This is a genomic window from Pseudomonas sp. C2.3V, assembly GCF_058536325.1.
In genome coordinates this window covers 2,739,672-2,759,255 of the sequence record NZ_JBZUBN010000001.1, presented here as the reverse complement: position 1 = coordinate 2,759,255, position 19,584 = coordinate 2,739,672, and the positions used below count along the sequence as shown (strand labels likewise).

The 19,584-nt window shown below is 57.5% G+C and carries 18 protein-coding genes; 9 read left to right on the top strand and 9 right to left on the bottom strand.

From position 1 onward, the window contains the following. Positions 1–42 precede the first annotated feature (42 nt). Complete coding sequence (locus AC4LF3_RS13080) at positions 43–936, top strand: polyprenyl synthetase family protein (RefSeq protein WP_010795016.1); 894 nt, start codon at positions 43–45, stop codon at positions 934–936. A 74-nt stretch (positions 937–1,010) separates the two neighbouring features. Further along, on the top strand, positions 1,011–1,235 hold the full coding sequence (locus AC4LF3_RS13075; RefSeq protein ID WP_010795015.1) for a hypothetical protein: 225 nt from the start codon (positions 1,011–1,013) through the stop codon (positions 1,233–1,235). 40 nt (positions 1,236–1,275) lie between these two features. On the opposite strand, the gene pdeM is transcribed toward AC4LF3_RS13075, so the two are convergent. The 8 genes from pdeM to AC4LF3_RS13035 all read right to left on the bottom strand — a co-directional run bounded on the left by pdeM (position 1,276) and on the right by AC4LF3_RS13035 (position 9,984). Next, positions 1,276–1,932 carry a ligase-associated DNA damage response endonuclease PdeM gene (gene pdeM / locus AC4LF3_RS13070; protein ID WP_312271024.1) on the bottom strand — a complete coding sequence of 219 codons (657 nt, stop codon included), beginning with the start codon at positions 1,930–1,932 and terminating at the stop codon, positions 1,276–1,278. Positions 1,933–2,019: 87 nt separating this feature from the next. Continuing rightward, positions 2,020–2,802, bottom strand: coding sequence for a class D beta-lactamase (gene blaOXA, locus AC4LF3_RS13065; protein WP_491835442.1), 783 nt, complete (start codon positions 2,800–2,802; stop codon positions 2,020–2,022). Between the two features lie 91 nt (positions 2,803–2,893). Beyond that, on the bottom strand, positions 2,894–5,521 hold the full coding sequence (locus AC4LF3_RS13060; protein ID WP_491835441.1) for a ligase-associated DNA damage response DEXH box helicase: 2,628 nt from the start codon (positions 5,519–5,521) through the stop codon (positions 2,894–2,896). 120 nt (positions 5,522–5,641) lie between these two features. After that, positions 5,642–6,406: an ABC transporter ATP-binding protein gene (locus AC4LF3_RS13055; protein WP_491835440.1), complete on the bottom strand. Its 765-nt coding sequence runs from the start codon at positions 6,404–6,406 to the stop codon at positions 5,642–5,644. A gap of 100 nt (positions 6,407–6,506) precedes the next feature. Next, on the bottom strand, positions 6,507–7,619 hold the full coding sequence (locus AC4LF3_RS13050) for a succinylglutamate desuccinylase/aspartoacylase family protein (protein ID WP_491835439.1): 1,113 nt from the start codon (positions 7,617–7,619) through the stop codon (positions 6,507–6,509). Positions 7,620–7,679: 60 nt separating this feature from the next. Next, complete coding sequence (locus tag AC4LF3_RS13045) at positions 7,680–8,390, bottom strand: ABC transporter permease (protein WP_491835438.1); 711 nt, start codon at positions 8,388–8,390, stop codon at positions 7,680–7,682. After that, a complete protein-coding gene (locus tag AC4LF3_RS13040) occupies positions 8,387–9,127 on the bottom strand; it encodes an ABC transporter permease (RefSeq protein WP_010795008.1) in 741 nt (246 codons plus the stop codon). The genes AC4LF3_RS13045 and AC4LF3_RS13040 overlap by 4 nt, the downstream gene beginning before the upstream one ends. Before the next feature lie 77 nt (positions 9,128–9,204). Beyond that, positions 9,205–9,984 (bottom strand): transporter substrate-binding domain-containing protein, encoded by a 780-nt coding sequence (locus AC4LF3_RS13035; protein WP_491835437.1) that lies wholly within the window; start codon positions 9,982–9,984, stop codon positions 9,205–9,207. 410 nt (positions 9,985–10,394) lie between these two features. Here AC4LF3_RS13035 and AC4LF3_RS13030 point away from each other — a divergent pair, with 410 nt between their 5' ends. From AC4LF3_RS13030 to fecA, 6 genes are all read left to right on the top strand, one after another. Then, positions 10,395–11,072, top strand: coding sequence for a M15 family metallopeptidase (locus AC4LF3_RS13030; protein WP_491835436.1), 678 nt, complete (start codon positions 10,395–10,397; stop codon positions 11,070–11,072). 74 nt (positions 11,073–11,146) lie between these two features. After that, entirely contained in the window at positions 11,147–11,404 is a 258-nt protein-coding gene (locus AC4LF3_RS13025) for a hypothetical protein (RefSeq protein ID WP_010795005.1), read from the top strand. 148 nt (positions 11,405–11,552) lie between these two features. Then, the gene (locus AC4LF3_RS13020; RefSeq protein ID WP_010795004.1) at positions 11,553–12,266 is read left to right on the top strand and encodes a DUF2726 domain-containing protein; all 714 of its coding nucleotides are present in this window, start codon (positions 11,553–11,555) and stop codon (positions 12,264–12,266) included. A gap of 150 nt (positions 12,267–12,416) precedes the next feature. Further along, complete coding sequence (locus AC4LF3_RS13015) at positions 12,417–12,929, top strand: sigma-70 family RNA polymerase sigma factor (RefSeq protein WP_010795003.1); 513 nt, start codon at positions 12,417–12,419, stop codon at positions 12,927–12,929. Beyond that, a complete protein-coding gene (locus AC4LF3_RS13010) occupies positions 12,902–13,867 on the top strand; it encodes a FecR domain-containing protein (protein ID WP_491835435.1) in 966 nt (321 codons plus the stop codon). Before AC4LF3_RS13015 ends, AC4LF3_RS13010 begins: the two co-directional genes overlap by 28 nt. 83 nt (positions 13,868–13,950) lie before the next feature. Next, a complete protein-coding gene (gene fecA, locus AC4LF3_RS13005) occupies positions 13,951–16,335 on the top strand; it encodes a TonB-dependent Fe(3+) dicitrate receptor FecA (protein ID WP_491835434.1) in 2,385 nt (794 codons plus the stop codon). A gap of 26 nt (positions 16,336–16,361) precedes the next feature. On the opposite strand, the gene AC4LF3_RS13000 is transcribed toward fecA, so the two are convergent. Next, positions 16,362–18,080, bottom strand: a complete 1,719-nt coding sequence (locus AC4LF3_RS13000) for an ATP-dependent DNA ligase (RefSeq protein WP_491836292.1) — start codon at positions 18,078–18,080, stop codon at positions 16,362–16,364. A gap of 222 nt (positions 18,081–18,302) precedes the next feature. Here AC4LF3_RS13000 and AC4LF3_RS12995 point away from each other — a divergent pair, with 222 nt between their 5' ends. Continuing rightward, positions 18,303–19,544, top strand: coding sequence for a DUF2254 domain-containing protein (locus AC4LF3_RS12995; protein ID WP_491835433.1), 1,242 nt, complete (start codon positions 18,303–18,305; stop codon positions 19,542–19,544). Positions 19,545–19,584: the final 40 nt, after the last annotated feature.

Here is a 19,584-nt window from a genome sequence, read left to right as displayed (position 1 = left end):
CCATTCGTCGGCTCGCTTACATGTGCTGGAGTATCTCGACTCATGGCAACGGTATTAGTGCCAAAACTTCCGAAGGAATGCGCTTTCGAGCTTGTAACAGAGCGTGCCCGTATCGATACCCGACTAGAGGAGCTGCTTCCGCCTGTCGAGAATGATGATCTGATCGCAGCCGCCATGCGTGAGGGTGCACTGGCGCCCGGCAAGCGTATACGGCCATTGCTCATGCTGTTGGCTTCCCGGGATCTGGATGCCTTTTCGCCGGCTATTCTGGATCTGGGCTGCGCGGTCGAGATGGTGCATGCCGCCTCGCTGTTTCTGGACGATATGCCGTGCATGGATAACGCCACGCTCAGACGCGGTCGGCCTACCATTCATGTGCAGTTTGGTGAGGATGTCGCCGTTCTGGGAGCAGTAGCGCTGCTCAGCCATGCCTTTTGCGTCGTCGCCAGTACATCAGGTGTTGCGCCTGTCCTGCGTAATCAGATGGTGTGCATGCTGACATCCGCTGTAGGCTCGCAAGGGCTGGTGCGGGGGCAGTACCGTGACCTGCGCGAAGGAGCCAAAAGCCGCAGCGCGGAGGCTATTAACAGTACCAATCACCTCAAGACCGGACTCCTGTTCACGACAGCGCTGGACATGACGACTCTGGCCGTCAGTGCCAAGCCGTCGGTCCGGGAGGGAATGCATCGTTTTGCTACCGAATTGGGGCTGGCTTTCCAACTGCTTGATGACCTGCAGGACGGCCATGGCCTGGGAAAAGATGCCCATCAGGATGACGGCAAGTCCACGCTGGTTGCGCTGCTGGGCCGCGAGTCGGTACAGGCGCAGCTCGAGAACCATCTGGACACAGCGCGTAAGTCGCTGGCAGGCATGGGGCTGACGGGGGGTGGGCTGGATCATATGCTGGACGCGCTGTTCGGGCAGCCCATCAGGTAAAGGCGCTTTGTAGAGAACTGCGGCGCAATCCGGCGTCTAAAGATACAGTTCAGTAAGCTACTGGAGTTTGCGCGATGCCAAAGTGGAAAATTACCTATACCAACAATGATGGCAACACGTCCGTCGTGGAAACTGAAGCCGAACAGAAACCGGATATGGAGCAAGCCGCTCAACTGGTACGGGACCAGGCGCTCGACAGTTATGACAGTTCCGATTTGCCCCAGGACTATGAGGCCCCCACGGTAGCGCTGCTGGAACGTTACGGCATCATGATTTCTGGCATTGCCCAAATGGATTGAAGAACCTCTGTTGAACGCTGCAGTAGCAGCGTTCCCAGGATCAGCCCAATGGCCAGATCCCACCATCGCCTACCACAAAGATCCTTCGGCCCGGCAAGGCCTTGATCTCCCATCCGCCGGTAAAGTCACCAAAGGCCGGCAGCAACAGCACATCATTATCCAGACAGAAGCAGGGCAGGCGCAGACGCTGGCGTCCCCGGCCGCTCAGACTGAACGCCGGATGGATATGGCCCGCCAGCACAACGTGACTGGGGTGCGATTCCGGCTCATGCTGTAACGCCAATGGACCAATCAAGAGCGGCTCGGGCACTACGTTGATCTTGAGCGAGGCGGGCGGGTCCCCAGCACGTAGATCATGATTACCCCGAATCAGGGTGATGAGCAGCGATGGGTTTGCGTTACGCCATCGCGCCAACGCATTGAGTGTGGTCGGAGCATGGGATTCCGGTGCATGCAGGAAGTCGCCAAGAAAGTACAGGTGCTCGGTCGGGTAGGCTTCCAGCAGTGCATCCAGGCGAGCCAGGTTGGTAGCGGTGGTGCCATGGGGTACTGGCTGCCCAAGGGCACGAAAGGCAGCTGCCTTGCCAAAATGGATATCGGCAATCAGCAGCGCCTTCTGCTCGGGCCAGTAGACGGCCTTGTCAGCCAGCAACCACACCTCAGTGCCGGCAAGGGATACGGGAATATGGGTACGCATGCACATGCAAGAACAGCGGAAAGCCTGCCACTTTAACAGCCTCGTTCCTGGGAACGTAGCCTGGGCAGACAACAGGCTGCCCGGCGTCTACAGGATGCCCAGCGATCTGAGGCAATCCATACCCAGATCAATGCGCAAGTGCCGTTCCTGAGGGTTGGGCATGTCGATATTGAGCGCAAAGGTATAGACCAGCCCCTGTTTTTCAATCCAGCCGACCCACCAGCCAAGGTCAGGGTCTTGGTTCTGAACCCAACCGGTTTTACCGTACAGCGTCCAGTCTTTTCCCTGCTCCAGACAAATCAGGTCGCGTACCGTTGCCTGTACGGTTTCGGGCAGAGGCAAGCGCTCCTGCGCCAGGCGTGCCAAAAAGCGTACCTGCTCCAGGGCGCTGATCTTGAGCGGTCCGGCCAGCCAGAAATCGTCCACACTGTCGCCTACCTGCGCATTGCCGTATTCGAGCCTGCGCACAAAGTCCTGCATGCGTTCAAGGCCGATACGTCGTGCAAGCTCCTGATAAACCGGTACGCTGGAGACCTTGATTGCATCACGTAGCCCCAGGTCACGCTGCCATTCAGGAAAGGGCTGCGGCTGCCCTCCATAGGGCAGTACCTCACTCACGTTACGAATGGTTGCGGTGGAAAGACCGATCAGGCTGTTGACGATCTTGAAGGTGGAATCGGGAACAAAACGGGTGTCTGCACGTGTCCGGTCATACCCGGTAAACGTATCTGCCGAGACATCGTAAAGCACGAATGTACCCTTGAGGTTGGCTCGCTTGAATAACTGAGCCAACGTGGGACTTTCCTGCCATTCGGGCACACGCGCCTTGGCCGACAACAATAGCAGTAAGGCACTAAAAAGATTTTTCATATCAACTACTTATGAAGCAGTTGTCAATTTTACCGCGCCAATTAATTGTGTGATATTGCACTCATCCTCTATGCTGATAAAGCGTGAATTGCTACACAGTCTTTTGCTGTTTTGTACGAGGAAGCCCGGTTTTGGTCTGACGCGGAGCACGTCCCTTGCGGCGAGCGGGCAGGTCTGACTCTCCTGCACCTAATCCCATGAAGTCATTTCCTTCGCCGGGCAGCTCGTAATCACCGGGTCCGGCGGCATTTTCCAGGTCTTGAACCATACGTGCAATCCGGTCCGCCAGTTTCTCTGAACTCATGCTTTCGCGATAACGCTCGACCAGAAGCGGAAAGCTGAAGGGAGTAGGCCGCTCAATGGCGTGCAGGTTAAGTTCAAGTGCCTGCATGCGATTCAGGGCTTTTTCCAGCCTTCGTACATCCAACTCCTGGCGCAGTACTTCCTGCTCAGCCTGGGTAATCAGCAAGTTCTCAGGGTCGTATTGCTGGAACACCTGGAAAAAAAGACTGCTGCTGGCCTGTAGCTGCCGGGTACTTTTTTGCGCGCCCGGGTAGCCGGTAAAGATAAGCCCTGAGATGCGGGCGATTTCGCGGAACCGTCGCTGCGCCAGTTCACTGGCGTTCAGACTGGCAATGACATCGGCAAGAAGCGTCGCGGTGGAAAACAGCTCGGCGTTCAGCTCCTCTTCCCAGTTCACCTTGCTAGGCGACAGCAGCTCAAAGCCGTAATCATTGATGGCAATGGAAAAGCTGATCGGTCGTTTCTGGGCGATGCGCCAGGCCAGAAGGCTCGCCAAGCCCAGGTGTGCATGTCGTCCTGCAAACGGATAGAGAAACAGGTGCCAGCCCTCTCGGGATTTCATCGTTTCCCCCAACAAATGATTGCGGGTCGGCAGGGCAGACCACTGCTTCTGGACCTCCAGCAGCGGTTTGACCAGTTGCATTTCGGGAGAAGCGAACCGCGCCTGATCCGCCTCGGTAAGCTCATCAATGACGGCTTCGGCCATCTCATCCGACAACGGCATACGCATTCCGCTCCACCGTGGAATGGCCGCTTTCTTGCTGCTGGCCCGTCGTACATAGACAGTCATGTTTTCCACACGTACTAGTTCCAGCACGCGGCCAGCGAACAGGAAGTGATCACCGGCTTTCAGGCGGGCGATAAAACCTTCCTCAATACTGCCCAACTTGCCGCCACCACCGCCTTTGGTCCAGAACTGCACCCGTAGGGCCGACTCGCTGACAATGGTGCCAATACCCATGCGATGCCGGCGGGCCAGTTGGCGGTCCGGTACGCGCCAGATACCATGCTCATCCGGCTCTACACGGCGGTAGTCGGGGTAGGCCGTAAGCGAGTGACCGCCGTGACGAACAAAGGCCAGGGACCATGCCCATTCCTCGTCCGTCAGTTCGCGATAAGCCCAGGCTGTACGGACTTCCTTGAGCAAGGCCTGCGGATCGAAACCGCCGCCCAACGCAATGGTGACGAGGTGTTGTACCAGTACATCCAGTGGCTTGGGCGGCGCGCTGCGGGATTCGATTCGTCGGGCGGCCACGGCTTTCTGGGCCGCTGCCGCCTCGACCAGTTCCAGGCTATGTGTAGGCACCAGCGTGACGCGGGAGGGACGTCCCGGGGCATGGCCGCTTCGCCCGGCGCGCTGCAGCAGACGGGCAACGCCTTTGGGCGAGCCCACCTGTAGTACACGCTCCACTGGCAGAAAATCCACACCCAGGTCCAGGCTGGAGGTGCAGATTACGGCCCGGAGCTTGCCTTCCTTGAGTCCCAGTTCAACCCAGTCACGCACTTCGCGGTCCAGAGAACCATGGTGCAGAGCAATCAGTCCCGCCCATTCGGGACGGGCCTCAAGCAGTGCCTGATACCAGATTTCGGCCTGCGCTCGGGTGTTCGTAAATATAAGCGTGGTTGCGCTGTGCTCGATCTCGTCTGCAACGTGGGGCACCATTCGTACTCCCAGGTGCCCAGCCCAGGGAAAGCGCTCCACACCTCGCTTGGGCAACAGCGTGTCTACCAGAAGGTCTTTGGCTAGCTTGCCCTGAACCAGCCGGCCTGGATGACCGGCCAACAGCACTTCCTGCGCATGGGGAAGATTACCCAGCGTGGCTGACAACCCCCAGATCACCAGTGCTGGGTTCCACTGGCGCAGCCGTGCAAGGGCCAGCTGGACTTGTGTGCCACGTTTGTTGCCCAGCAGCTCATGCCACTCATCAACCACGATCATGCGCAGGCTGGAAAAAATCTCGCGGCTGTCTTCACGGCTGAGCATCAACGAGAGGCTTTCCGGCGTGGTGACCAGCGCGGTAGGCTGACGGCGGCTCTGCCGGGCCCGCTCAGCACTGCTGGTATCGCCTGTGCGCAGGCCGACCGTCCAGTTGAGTTCCAGATCATTGACCGGGGCTTCCAATGCACGCTTTGTGTCTGCGGCCAGGGCTCGCATAGGGGTCAGCCACAGTACGCTCAGTGGCTCTGCCGCCTGCTTGCGTTTGCTGGGTTCACCCTTGGCCGTTAGCGGTTTATCCTTGGCAAAGCTGTTGAGTGCCGCGAGCCATGCGGCGTAGGTTTTGCCGGATCCGGTGGTCGCATGAAGCAGGCCCGACTCGCCATGCTCGACCGCGCGCCAGACTTCATCCTGAAAAGGGAAGGGCGACCAGCCACGTTGAGCGAACCAGGCGGCACCCAGGCGGGGGGAAGAAATCATATCGTCAGGCAACTGATGGACTCCGTCATGCTTATGCTTCGGAGTATCAAGCGGTAGGCAGGTTCCCTTTTTGACATCCTTGAGCGGCAGAGAGAAAGCCGCCACTCAAGGACATAGGGTCTATTTCAGATTGCCGCTCAAGAACTGCTTTAGGCGTTCGCTTTGTGGCTTGACCAGTACCTCAGAGGGTGCCCCCGCTTCTTCGACGCGGCCTTGGTGCAAAAACACAACCTGTGAGGACACCTGTCGCGCAAAGCCCATCTCGTGCGTCACCATCAGCATGGTACGGCCTTCCTCGGCCAGCGCCTGGATGACCTTGAGCACTTCGCCTACTAATTCTGGATCGAGTGCAGACGTGGGTTCGTCGAACAGCATGACTTCCGGTTCCATGGCCAGGGCTCGCGCAATGGCTACACGCTGCTGCTGGCCGCCTGAGAGAAACGACGGATACTGATCGGCGGCGCGTTGAGGAAGACCTACCTTGTCAAGGTAAGCGCGAGCGCGCTCTTCGGCTTCCTGCTTGCCCAAGCCGAGCACGCGGCGAGGTGCCAGGGTTATGTTTTCCAGTACGGTCATATGGCTCCACAGATTGAAGTGTTGGAACACCATGGCCAGCCGGGTGCGCAAGCGTTGCAGTTGAGCCTGATCCGCTACGCGCAGCCCATTCCCGTGCCGCTCCAGGCGAATGGGATTGCCATCCAGCGTCATGACACCGGCATCCGGCATTTCGAGAAAGTTGAGACACCGCAGAAAGGTACTCTTACCTGAGCCACTGGCACCGATCAGGCTGATTACATCGCCCGTCCGGGCCTGTAACGAGACACCCTTGAGCACTTCGATATCGCCGTAACGCTTATGCAGCCCGTCGACGGTCAGCTTGTACATATGAAGTCCTTGTTCCAATCAAACGGCCGTGCTCCAGACATCGGAGCACGGCCACAAGGCGGCCCGTCTGCGCGGGCTCGCCGTGTGCCAGAAACGAGCCTTACGGCGAAAGTAGGTAGCCGCTGCGATAGGCTTCGGTGCCTGCCACGCGTGCGACCGCCATGCCGGCTGTGGCCATACGGCGGTTGGCGCAGGCATACATGACACCTGACACCGAACTGCGGATAGGCTCTACCCGGTCGGCAATCGGGTCGATCACCTCGGCGATGACCTGTCCGGCTTCGATTACATCGCCTGGCTTTGCCATCAGGACCAGAACACCCCCTATAGGGCTATCAATCGGCTCTACGGCCGCCAGTGGCGTGGCAGGGAACGGCAGCTCCGGCAGTGCCGGCGCTTCGCCGGAGATGACGCCATAGTGGGTCAGGTAGTCGAGAATGGCTTGGGCATCCTGTTCAGCCAGATCATGGGACACATCCATTTGGCCCCGCAGCTCGATCGTGACGGAAAAGCTGCCCATGGGAATGCGTTCACCGAACTGCTGATTCAGCTTCCACCACAGAAGCGTAAAGCACTCATCAAATGACTGACCGCCAGAGTCGGTGGCCAGCAGGCTGGCCTTGGAGCCCAGGTAACGGGCCAGGGGCTCTACCTGATCCCAGGCTTCCGGTGTGGTGTAGAGATGCTCTACCGCATCGAAATCGCAGTGCAGGTCGAGCACCATCTCGGCGTCACAGGCCAGTCGCTGTTGAACCAGCCGCTGAGACGTCAGCTGATTATTCGCGATCTCACGCTCAAGTGTTGCCTTGAAGGCCTTGCGCACCAACGCCTGATTTTGTGCGGGGTCGTCGGTCAGGGTGCCTTCGATTTCAGCAATGACCTTGCTGGTCATGTCCAGGAAGCGACGGTTGAAGTTCTGCCCGGATTCCAGCTCATAGCGGCCCAGGTGAATATCCATGACCTGCTGATCCTGCCCGATAGGGTTGGCAACCGGAACCAGCACAATCTCGGCCTTCAGACGGCCTGCGTCTTCCAGTGTGCGGAGTTGATTCTTGAGTTTCCAGGCGACCAGCATGCCGGGCAGTTCGTCAGCATGCAGCGAGGACTGGATGTAGATCTTGCGGCCGCTGTCCTGCGGTCCGAAATGAAAGCTGTGGATCTTGCGATCGGTGCCGGGCACCGGAGAAATCAGGTCGTGTGTGGCGTGACGCATGAGGTAACTCCTAATGAATCAGCCCGCATCCCTGCGGGTCGTGGCATCCTGCATGAAGGGTCAGCGGGCCGGGCCAAGATAGGCCAACCAGCGGCGCTCGGCCAGGCGAAACAGGCCAATGAGCGTGAAGGACAGGATGAGGTACAGAATCGCCGCAATACCAAAGGATTGAAAGGTCAGGAATGTCGCAGTGTTGGCATCACGAGCGACCTTGAGAATATCCGGGACGGTAGCCGTGAACGCCAGCGTCGTGGAATGCAGCATCAGAATGACTTCGTTGCTGTAGTAGGGAAGGGCGCGGCGTAGCGCAGACGGCATGATGACGTGAATGTACATCCGCCAGCCTGTCAGGCCGTAGGCCTTGGCTGCCTCGATCTCACCATGGGGAATATTGCGGATCGCACCTGCAAAGATCTCGGTGGTATAGGCGCAGGTGTTGAGAGCAAAAGCCAGAATGGTGCAATTCAGTGCATCCCTGAAGAACTCGTTCATCAGTGGCTGGGCGCGTACAGCTTCGATGCTGTAAATCCCGGTATAGCAGATCAGCAGCTGGAGATAGAGCGGAGTGCCTCGGAACACATACGTATAGAACTGTATCGGCCAGCGAATGAGACGGTGGCGCGATAGTCGCGCAACGGAAAGCGGAAGCGATGCCACGAAGCCGATGGCGATCGAGGCCGTCAGCAACCACAGGGTCATCGCAAGACCCGACAAACCATAACCATCCGTCCAGAGGAAGGCGCGCCAGTACTCCTGCAGGATTTCGATCATCGTACAGCCTCCCGAACACCCGCAGAATAACGACGTTCCAGCCAGTTCAGAACCTGGTTGGTCAGTGCGGTAATCAGCAGATAGATCACGCCGCCCAGGATCAGGAAGTAGAACATCTTGTAGGTGGTCTTGCCGGCTTCCTGAGTCGCGGTGACGATATCGCTCAGGCCGATGATGGAGACCAGCGCTGTGGCCTTGAGCAACACCTGCCAATTGTTACCAATGCCAGGCAGGGCAAAGCGCATCATTTGCGGAAAGGTAATCCGAAAAAAGGTTTGCGTACGTGTCATGCCATATGCGGTAGCGGCCTCGATTTGCCCCCGCGGTACCGCCAGGATCGCCCCACGAAATGTTTCGGTGAAGTACGCGCCATAAATGAAACCTAGGGTCAGTACCCCGGCGGAAAGCGGATCAATTTCGATATAGTCCCAATCCATGTAATCAGTGAACTCACCCAGCCAGCTCTGCAGGCTGTAAAAGATCAGAAGCATGAGCACAAGATCAGGGACGCCCCGAATCAGCGTGGTATACAGGGCGGCGGGCAGGCGAAAGGCCTTGATGGGGGATAGTTTGGCCGTGGCGCCGAGCAGGCCCAAGATGACTGACACCACCAGCGACAGGACAGCCAGCTTCATGGTCATCCAGGTGCCTTCCAGCAGTAGAGGACCGTAACCGTGGAGTGCGAAGGCGCCCAACCCCAGGTTTTCAAGAAAGGTGTCGAACGAAGTCTGCGGCATGTTTGATCGCGCTGTTCTTATAGGTCTTGAAATGCCAACGCCTCCACAAGCGGGAGGCGCTGACGTTAAGGCGGATCTTACTTGTTGTTATAGATATCCAGATCGCCAAAGTACTTTTTCTGAATCTTCTCGTAGGTGCCGTCGGCATGGATGGCCGCGATTCCCTTGTTCAGCAGGGCCTTCATTTCGTCGTTGCCCTTGCGTACGCCAATGGCGGTATCGGCAGGCAGCAGCTCGTCACGAATCGACTGGTTGACATAATCCTTGCCTTGAGGAGATTTCATGAAATCTCCTTCGGCCTGCAACATGTCCTGCATGGATACATCGATGCGGCCCGAGGTCAGGTCAGCATAAACCTGATCCTGGTCCTGGTAGCTCTGTACCTTCACGCCGGCAGTGGCTAGCTTGGTCTTGGCAAAGTTTTCCTGAATGGTGCCCTGCTGAACACCAACGACCTTGCCCTTGAGTGACTCGGCCGTAGGCTCTAGATTGGTACCCTTCTTCATAATCATGGATGAATTGCCTGACCACATGCGGTCTGTGAAGTCGATCTGCTCGGCTCGCTGAGGCGTTACGGTCAGCGAGGACAGGATGCCGTCAAACTTGCGTGCCCGCAGGCCTGGGATCAATCCGTCGAAGTCGCTGACGATCCAGCGGCATTTCACCGCCAGCTTTTCACAAATGGCATTGCCCAGTTCTACATCGAATCCTGCAAAGCTTCCATCCGGTGCCTTGTATTCGAAAGGAGGATAGGTGGTGTCTACACCGAAACGAATCTCCTTGATGTCCTTCGCCAGCGCAGAGCCCGCGGAAAGGCACAGCGCAATTGCGGAGAGGGTCAGCCATTTCTTTTTCATGGGTCGTCCTAATACGGATAATTGCAATAGAGTGCGTACCAGAGGTCGCGCTGCAGATGACGGGCTGTTCGCAGCAATAACCGAACCAACTGCCACTATATTGAGGTCATGTCCATAAACACAGAGTAGGCCAGGCGTCTCGTCCGGGAAGAATAAGGCAGCCTTTATTCACTATCCTGCACCTAAAATGTGCGTAATTCCCTAAGAGAGCAGGAGTTTGCACAGCTTTGGTGCGAAAGAATGATGGCATCTTGAAACTAATTGATGTGCATACAGCTTGGTATGCCATTTGGGAAGTGTCACCCAAGAGAGGTGCGCTTTGTAGCAACGCAGCGAAACGGTGGGTGGATTCGAAACGATTGGATGACATGATCTTTCTGGATTGATCAAGGCGTATACGGGAGCGGGTAATGCTTGACGAATGGGAGCTGACAGGCAGGGCGCGAACGCATCTGTTGCAGATCGATAACCCACGCTATGCGATCCATCGTGAGGTCTATGCGCCGTTCAAGGCAATGCAGGAGGCTGCACGGAAGGATGGATTTACCTTGCATCCATTCAGTGCCTTTCGTGACTACAAGACGCAGCTCAGAATCTGGAACCGTAAATTTGCCGGTGAAAAGCCGTTGTATGACCGCAACGGCCAAGTGCGTGATCAGTCTGCTCTTACCGTGGATGAGCGCATCGACTGCATTCTGAATTGGTCAGCTCTGCCAGGCGCAAGCCGCCATCACTGGGGCACCGAAATCGATGTGGTTGACCTGACCCAGGCTCCGCCAGGGTATGTCGTTCAGCTGCTGCCTGAGGAGACGCAGCCCGGCGGTGTGTTTCATGAGCTGCATCTCTGGCTCGATGCGCACATCGAACAGTTCGGCTTTTTTCGACCTTATCGGGAATACCGGGGCGGTATGTATGAAGAGCCCTGGCACCTCAGTTATGAGCCACTGGCAACCCTTGCGCTCGAATGGCTGACGTTGGATCTGCTGGAGCAGGTTGTTGCCGAGTCATCCATGTTGGGACGGGAAACCGTTCTCGAGCGCTTGCCGGACCTGTACGAGCGACACGTCCGTATGATCTGTGAGCGCTAGCTTCTGGATGTGCTACCCCTGATACCCTGTTCAGGCTAAGCTATTCGAAGGTTTATTGTTTTCTGGAGTTGACGGTGAAAGAGCCTCGGGCAAATGCCTCTCATGTGGGTGATCTTCCTGCACATGATGGTAAGTCGGTCGCGCTGTTCGTGCTTGCGCTCATTCTGGCACTCTTCGGTACCATCGCCATGTGTGTTGAGTTCGCTCGCGGTACTCAGCAGTACGGATTGCCGCTCATCGTCTGGATTCTGGCCTTTTTCATAAAAATGGCGGAAAGCTTTCGGCTGCGCAGTCTTCTCAAGGCCGCATACGAGTCTGCTGGCAAGCGCTGAGCCCTTAGCTGATCCCTGTTGAGCCGATGGAAGCGCAAGAGTTCATCAGCTTGCCTGTACTATCACTCATCCTGAACACCGCATCGTTATAGGCTGCCGGCGTATAACGCATCTGTTTTTATTCGCCTTTCCTGCTGTTGGTCATCTCATGGTTCATCTGTTGTCAGCGCATCCCTGGCTTTATGTCGGGCTTGGCGTCGTTGTTTTTCTTTGTATCGTCATCGCGCTGCGTTCGCGTGATACCCAGCGAGCGTTTCCCTATGTGCTTAACGAAGCGCTGTTTACACCTGCTGAACGCGCCTTTTTAACCGTACTCGATGAGGCGATTGGTGAGGACTACCGCATCTTTGGTAAGGTCCGCATTGCAGATGTGGCTAGCGTGAAAGCCATTCGGGACCAAAAGAGCTGGTACAGAGCCTTCAACAAGATCAGCGCCAAACATTTCGACTACGTCCTCTGCAACCGCGATGACCTGTCGTTCGTGGCGGTTATCGAGCTGGATGACAGCTCCCACCAGCGGCCTGATCGGCAGGCGCGGGACCTCTTTGTGGCGGGCGTCTGTCGGGCGATTGCCTTGCCGCTTATCCAGATTCCGGTACAAGGGGCTTATTCGACTGCGCAGGTGCGGGAAGAGATCATGGCTGTCTTACAGAAGGGCGGGGCCTTGACCTCGCGCAAACGCACAGCAGCCCGGCGCTCCAGCAAAGGGGAGGCGGCGAGCGAGGCAGCGTCTCCGATATGCTCGAAATGCGGCTCGCCCATGGTCATGCGTAAGGCCAGGCAAGGAAGCAATGCTGGCGCCTATTTCTGGGGCTGCAGCGCCTTTCCAGATTGCCGCAACATCGTACGCATTGAAGAGTAGTGTCCGCTGACGCTAACGTTTTATGTAATACCAGCCCATTTATATAGTGGCAAACTGAGCTTGACCCTTGTTGTAATCATCCAGGCTTGCATATAATGAGAACAATTATCATTAAGTGAATGCCTAGGATTCTAGCGCAAGGATATCGGTGTGCACGCCAGCAGTACTTCACCGCAGGGGGATCTTGGCCAGCTCTATCATGAGCATCGCTCCTGGGTATTTGGATGGTTGCGCCGGCGTCTGGGGTGCTCCGATAGTGCAGATGACTTGACCCACGATACGTTCATTCGCCTCCTGGGAAGTCAGGAGCTGGGCCGGCTTGCTGAACCTCGGGCTTTTCTCATTACTGTTGCCAAGCGTGTCCTATTCAATCATTACCGACGTCAGGATATCGAGCGGGCCTACCTGGATGCCTTGGCGGCCTTGCCTGAGCAGGAGGTTCCCAGCGAGGAAGTTCGTGCTATCGCTCTGGAAACACTTCTGGAGCTGGCTCGCGTATTGGATGGATTGGCTGAACCGATCAAACAGGCTTTTCTGTTGGCACAGCTGGACGGAATGCCATACGCCGATATCGCCGCACACCTCGGTATTTCGCTGGCAACCGTCAAGCGGTACATCGCCAAGGCCGCTCAGCAATGTTATTTCGCAGAGTGCATGGCTTGACAGCGCCCATCTCTCCCCAGATCGCCGAGCAGGCCGTGCAGTGGCTGGTAGAGCTGCAGGCGGGGGCAGGCGAGGAAGAGCATCAGGCCTGGCAACAATGGCGGGCCGCTGATCCTGAGCACGAGCGTGCCTGGCAGCGGATCGAGACCATCAACCAGCGGCTGCAGGGGTTGCCCTCAAGGGCTGCGCGTCAGGCTGTATTGAGCAAGCCCGCATACGGTCGCCGCGAGGCGCTGAAGCTCATGGGGGTGTTTGTCCTCCTGGGCCCGGCCGCCTGGCTCTTAAAGGAGCGTGCCGAGCCCTGGTTGGCGGACTACCACACCCGGATTGGGGAGCAGCGAACGGTTACCCTGACCGATGGCAGCCGCCTTGATCTGAATACCGACAGTGCTGTGAATGTCAGCATCACGGCTACGCAGCGTCAGCTCATGCTGATTCGTGGCGAGATACTGTTACACGCTGCCCATTCAGCCCTGCCATTTTCGGTACAGAGCCAGGCAGGTATGGTCTCAACAACCCAGGGGCGTTTCAATCTTCGCAAGTTCGACGATGGCTGCCGGTTGAGTGTTTTTGCTGGCAGCGTTCAGGTGCGTTGTGCCGAGCGGCCGGATCTATCCACGACTCTGACGGCAGGACAACAGGTACGCTTTAGCGCGCACCACCTGGATAAGGTAGTACCGCTCGACGGTGGTCTGGATGCCTGGCGTGACGGTCTGCTGGTGGCAGCCCATATGCCGCTTGGGCAGTTCATCCAGGAGCTATCTCGCTATCAGCCCGGTTGGCTGAAGTGCGACGAGCACGTCGCGGGTCTGTTGGTTTCAGGAACGTATCCGCTCAAGGACATAGAAGCCATCCTGGCCATGCTGGAAGTTACCCAGCCGGTGCGCATCCAGTGGCGGACGCGCTACTGGATCAGCATTCAGCCTCGCACAGCGTGAGTTAAATATTTTCAGTCAGCGATGAGCCTTTTCCACTTCTCGCGTGACAAGTAAGGCAGATACCCTTACTGCAGGCTGATCTCATGTCTTCCTCTACATTTACATTGACCCCTTTAAGCCGGGCGCTTCGCCATGTCGTGTTCGGTACAGCTGTGCTGCTTGGCAGCGTGCCGCTGATGGCAACGGCGCAAACGGTTACTCAGGCTGAGGTGAGCCGAACATTTCATATTGCCCCCGGTCCGCTGGAGGCCGCCCTCAACCAGTTCGGCCAGACGGCGAATATCATGGTGGCGTTCAGTCCCGATCTGACGACGAACCGCACTACTCAAGGGCTGGAGGGTGAATTCGGTATTTCCGAAGGGTTGAGCCATCTGTTGGAGGGGAGTGGGCTTGAGGCCGTCGCGCAGAAGGGTGGCTATAGCCTGCAACCCGTTGCTGTTCCGGCATCCGCCACTAACGACGAGGGGACAGCAGCCAACCTGGAAACCCTGACCGTGGTAGGTGACTGGCTGGGTGATGCGCAGCAGCAGGATGTATTCGAGCACCCAGGGGCGCGGGATGTAATCCGCCGCGATGAATTCGAGCGGGTCGGCGCCTCCACGGCGCGTGAAGTGCTCAACCGAATTCCCGGTGTGAATGCGCCGGAAAACAACGGAACCGGCAGCCATGACATGGCACTCAACTTTGGTATCCGAGGCCTCAATCCGCGTCTCGCATCCCGTTCGACGGTATTGATGGATGGCATCCCGGTCCCGTTTGCACCCTATGGCCAGCCACAGTTGTCCTTTGCACCCATTTCCATGGGCAACATGGATGCAGTCGATGTGGTGCGCGGTGGTGGTGCAGTCCGCTATGGCCCGCAGAACGTGGGCGGTATCGTCAACTTCGTGACCCGTGCCATTCCTGACGACTTTACCGTCAAGGGCGGCATCCAGAACGAACTCAGCCCGTCTTCAAGTCATGACGGTATCAAGACCAGTGGCAACCTGCTCATTGGCGGTACGGGGGAAAACGGTCTGGGTGGCGCCTTGCTGTATTCAGGCGTACGGGGCGGTGACTACCGTGAGCACAGTGATACGCAGATTGATGATCTGATCCTCAAGGGTAAATACCAGCTTGATGACGCCAACAGCTTTACGGCGATCGGCCAGTACTACGAGGGCGAGGCAGAGATGCCGGGTGGCCTGTCAGTTGCCGATTTCGACAGCAACCCGTACCAGTCCACACGTCCCCTGGATAAATTCTGGGGCCGTCGTACCCTGGTCGGCCTGGGGTATCAGTATGAAGAAGACGCGCGGAAGTTCACGGTGAATACGTTCTTCACCAAGACCCTACGCAGCGGTTATCTGAATCAAGGTACATTCCAGTCGCTATCGCCCCGCGAGTACTGGGTGCGTGGGGTGGAAACCCGGTTCTCCCAGGGCTTTTCCCTAGGCGAAAGCTGGCATGAGGTGGGCATCGGCTACCGCTATGTCAACGAGGCCAGTCACGAGCTGCGATATCGGGTACCGATAACCTCCACGGAGCGGCCATCCACGTCCAGCCGCAACGATCGCGACACCCGCGGCAGCACCGAGGCCAATGCGTTCTATATCGACGACCGTATCGACATCGGCAAATGGACGTTTACCCCAGGTATTCGTTACGAGCTGATCGATTCCGAGCAGGTCAACAAGCTCAACAATACGCCTTATAAAGGTGACTACCACGCCTCGCTGCCCGCGCTGAACGTGATGTATCACGTAACCGACACCTGGAACCTGTATGCCAACACAGAGGGCTCGTTTGGTTCGGTCCAGTACAGCCAGATGCCGAACCGGGTTGCTGCCGGTGAAGTAAAGCCGGAAAAGGCACGCACCTGGGAAGTGGGTACTCGTTACGATAACGGGATCTTGAAGGCGGAGTTGGGAGCCTTCCTTATCAATTTTGATAACCAGTACGACAGCAGTCAGACGCTGGATACGGTTATCGCCCGTGGTAAAACACGCCACCGCGGTCTTGAGGCCAGCGTGGCTTATCAGCTGGAAGACCTGAGCCCAAGCCTGGCCGGATTCGATGTCTACGCAACCTATGCCTACGTGGATGCCACCATTCGTGAAGAGGGGCCAAACAAGGGTAACCGTGTACCGTTCTCGTCCAAACACAAGGGTACGCTGGGCGTAGGTTACACCCACAATGCCTGGCGCCTGGATCTGGACAGTGCCTTCCAATCCAGCCAGTATGCCGATAATGCCAATACGGTGGAGGAGAGCGCCGATGGCAGCAACGGCCGTATCCCTGGCTACATGACCTGGAACAGTCGTGCGGCTTATGACTTTGGGCCGCAACTGTCCAACCTGAAAGTAGCGGTCGGGGTGAAGAATATCTTCAATACCGAGTATTACACCCGCTCCTTTGACGACAACAACAAGGGCAAATACCTGGGGCAGCCGCGTACCGTCTATCTACAGACATCGGTCGCATTCTGAGACGTCTGTAACAGAGGCCTGTCAGGTTAAACCAGCAGGCCTTGCAGGATGTCCAGCGTATCTGCTTCCTCAACAGGCTTGTCGTGACGCCAGCGCAGCATGCGCGGGAAGCGCACGGCAACGCCGCTCTTGTGCCGCGTGGACAGGGCTATGCCTTCAAAACCCAGTTCGAATACCAGTGTTGGCTGGACGCTGCGTACAGGGCCGAATTTCTCGACAGTAGTCTTGCGCACAATGGCATCCACCTTGCGCATTTCTTCATCGGTCAGACCCGAATAAGCCTTGGCGAAAGGTACCAGAGTACGCTCGGTGCCCGGCGGGCCATCCCAGACGGCAAAAGTGTAGTCGGTGTATAGGCTGGCGCGTCTGCCATGGCCGCGCTGGGCATAAATCAGTACCGCATCCACCGAGAACGGGTCGACCTTCCATTTCCACCAGACGCCCATGTCTTTGGTGCGTCCCACCCCATAAAGCGAGTCCCGGGCCTTTAGCATCATGCCTTCCACCCCGAGCGTGCGGGAGGCCTCCCGCTGGTGGGCAAGGTCCTGCCAGCTTTCACCGGCAAGAAGGGGGGAGGGGCGTAAAAGAGGACTGTTGCACTGTGCGGTGACCGCTTCGAGTTGCGCCCGACGCTCATGCTGCGGGCGGCTGCGCCAGTCATGGCCTTGCCATTCCAGCAGGTCATAGGCCAGGATGACTACAGGTACATCGTCGAGCAGCTTCTTGCTCAGGGTTTTACGACCGATGCGCTGCTGTAAGAGCGCAAAGGGTTTGACGCCAAACGGAATAGGCTCGCCGGGCGCGTGTTCGGCCTGCTGGTGGGTGACCTCTTTGCTGCTCATCAGCAGGTCGGGGCTTTCCTCGTCTTTCCAGACGACAATTTCACCGTCAATGACAGTGCCGTCTGGCAGGCAGGCTGCGAGCGCGTGCAGTTCGGGAAAACGATCGGTGACCAGATCCTCGCCCCGAGACCAGATCCACAGGCGCCCGTCGCGTTTGACCAACTGCGAGCGGATGCCGTCCCATTTCCATTCCACCTGCCAGTTCTCGACAGGCCCCAGCTGGGCATCGAATTGATCGACAGGTAGCTGGAGGGCATGCGCCAGGAAAAACGGATAGGGCTGCCCGCCACGCTGGGCATGTTCATCGTCCGACTCGGGAGCGATCAGCGCAAGGTAAGCTTCGGCAGTTGGACGATGGGACAGGTCCGTATAGCCCACCAGACGCTGGGCCACGCGCTTGGCATCCAGGCCTGCCATGGTTGCGAGCGCGCGCGTCACCAGCAGCTTGGATACGCCAACCCGAAACTCGCCGGTAATAAGCTTGAGGCTGACCATGAGACTGGGCCGGTCCAGTTGCGACCACAGCTGCGGCAGGCGCTCAGCCAGTTCTTCCGGCGCAAGGCCACGTAAGGGCAGAAGCCGCTCCTCCATCCAGACCGCCAGACCCTCATCCGAAAGATGCTCGGCGGTAGGAATAAGCAGCGACATCGTTTCTGCCAGATCGCCTACCGCCTGATAGCTCTCCTCGAACAGCCATTCCGGAAGGCCCGAGGCGGCAATCGTCAGCTCTCGAAGCTGGCGCGTGGGCACCGTTCGCCGCGGGCGTCCGCCGGCCAGGAAATAAACGGCCCAGGCTGCATCGGCAGGCTCGGCCTGGTTGAAGTAATCCTGCATGGCCTGGAGCTTGGCATTGCTTGAGGTTGTTGCATCCAGGCGGGCATAGAGATCGGCGAAGGCTTTCATCATGGTCTCGCTTTCTACACAGCGTTCAGAAGCAATCAGTAACGGGCCGCTCGCGAGCCTCTGTTAATCCGATATCGCTTCGCTGTTGTTATGAGCCTGTTATGGGGAAAGGAGTTCGTGATGTGGTGTGTTCCTGGTCCCCTATCCGGTTTATCAGGCGACGTGGAACAGGAGGACCACTACAGCCTTCTAAGTGATTGTCTGACAATGAGGTTGCAGTAGATGGACCAACATATCCGCTTCATCTGGATCGCCTGCCGGGACAGTCTCTGGTTTATCCCGATGATGATAGCGCTCCTGGCGGCCGGATTGGCCGTGGCGCTCGTGTCCCTGGAGCGCCTGGGCATCATCAATGCAGGTGATCGGCTGGTGTGGCTGGCGGGTAGTACAGGGGAGGGGGCTCGTTCAGTGCTATCGGCGATTGGAACCAGCGTGGTGACGGTCACGGGTACAGTCTTTTCCATCATGATCGTTGCACTTCAGCTGTCCAGCAGTCAGTTTTCGCCGCGTCAACTCAGAAACTTCACCTCTGATCGAGCCAATCAAGTGGTCTTGGGCCTGCTGATCGGGACCTTCACGTATACCTTGATTGTCATGAGCATGATCCGCTCGGCCTCGCCCTCATCCGTACCCTTTGTTCCGCAAATCGCTATCGCGCTGGGCATAGTGCTGGCGTTGGTCAGCGTTGGTTTGATTATCTACTTCATCGATCACGCCTCCCGCTCCATGCAGATTGCCGTCATCCTGCAGCAGGTGACTCATCGTGCCATCGAACAGATTGAGCAGGCCTTCGTGCCTCTCGACAAGCCTCAGGCCGAGCCCGATGCGTATGTAAACGAGGCGCTGGATAAGAACGGGTACCCTTTGTGTACGCAGCAGGGAGGTTACCTGCAGGCTATCGACCGCAAGGGACTGCTCAAGTTGGCGCACAAGCAGAGTTTAATCATTCGTATGGAGCATCGCATCGGCAGCTTTATCTTGCCCGGTGCCCCAGTTGCCTTGATCTGGCCTGCCGAGGCGGCTGATGCTGCCGTCATGGCAGAGCTGAGGAAAAAGTTCGTTCTTGGATCGGATCGTACGCCCGAGCAGGATATCGAGTACTGGCTGATAGAAATGGCAGATATCGCGATCAAGGCGTTATCGCCTTCCATCAATGATCCTACTACAGCATTTCGAGCCATTGACCGGCTTTGTGAAACGCTGGTGTTCCTGGGGCAGCGTAAGCCTTGCTGGACACATTGCGGTGACGACGGAAAGATTCGGTTGATCGAACGCCCTCTGACATTCGAGCTGGCGGTAGGGCTTGCATTTGAGCAGATCCACCATTTTGGCCAGACCAATCCTTCCGTGCTCAAAAAGCTGGCCGACTCGGTGAATGCATTGATAAAGCGGGTTCCACATGACGAACGGGTCGCCTTGATTCGGTACAGTCGCTTGCCTGATGACATTGCGCTGAAGCATTGATTGGTACGAGCAAAAGGCACGCGAGCATATTCTTTTTTAC

Coding starts and splice junctions, on each gene's coding strand:
- AC4LF3_RS13080 (WP_010795016.1), top strand. CDS start 43: ATGGCAACGGTATTAGTGCCAAAACTTCCGAAGGAATGCGCTTTCGAG.
- AC4LF3_RS13075 (WP_010795015.1), top strand. CDS start 1,011: ATGCCAAAGTGGAAAATTACCTATACCAACAATGATGGCAACACGTCC.
- pdeM (WP_312271024.1), bottom strand. CDS start 1,932: ATGCGTACCCATATTCCCGTATCCCTTGCCGGCACTGAGGTGTGGTTG.
- blaOXA (WP_491835442.1), bottom strand. CDS start 2,802: ATGAAAAATCTTTTTAGTGCCTTACTGCTATTGTTGTCGGCCAAGGCG.
- AC4LF3_RS13060 (WP_491835441.1), bottom strand. CDS start 5,521: ATGATTTCTTCCCCCCGCCTGGGTGCCGCCTGGTTCGCTCAACGTGGC.
- AC4LF3_RS13055 (WP_491835440.1), bottom strand. CDS start 6,406: ATGTACAAGCTGACCGTCGACGGGCTGCATAAGCGTTACGGCGATATC.
- AC4LF3_RS13050 (WP_491835439.1), bottom strand. CDS start 7,619: ATGCGTCACGCCACACACGACCTGATTTCTCCGGTGCCCGGCACCGAT.
- AC4LF3_RS13045 (WP_491835438.1), bottom strand. CDS start 8,390: ATGATCGAAATCCTGCAGGAGTACTGGCGCGCCTTCCTCTGGACGGAT.
- AC4LF3_RS13040 (WP_010795008.1), bottom strand. CDS start 9,127: ATGCCGCAGACTTCGTTCGACACCTTTCTTGAAAACCTGGGGTTGGGC.
- AC4LF3_RS13035 (WP_491835437.1), bottom strand. CDS start 9,984: ATGAAAAAGAAATGGCTGACCCTCTCCGCAATTGCGCTGTGCCTTTCC.
- AC4LF3_RS13030 (WP_491835436.1), top strand. CDS start 10,395: ATGCTTGACGAATGGGAGCTGACAGGCAGGGCGCGAACGCATCTGTTG.
- AC4LF3_RS13020 (WP_010795004.1), top strand. CDS start 11,553: ATGGTTCATCTGTTGTCAGCGCATCCCTGGCTTTATGTCGGGCTTGGC.
- AC4LF3_RS13010 (WP_491835435.1), top strand. CDS start 12,902: ATGTTATTTCGCAGAGTGCATGGCTTGACAGCGCCCATCTCTCCCCAG.
- fecA (WP_491835434.1), top strand. CDS start 13,951: ATGTCTTCCTCTACATTTACATTGACCCCTTTAAGCCGGGCGCTTCGC.
- AC4LF3_RS13000 (WP_491836292.1), bottom strand. CDS start 18,080: ATGAAAGCCTTCGCCGATCTCTATGCCCGCCTGGATGCAACAACCTCA.
- AC4LF3_RS12995 (WP_491835433.1), top strand. CDS start 18,303: ATGGACCAACATATCCGCTTCATCTGGATCGCCTGCCGGGACAGTCTC.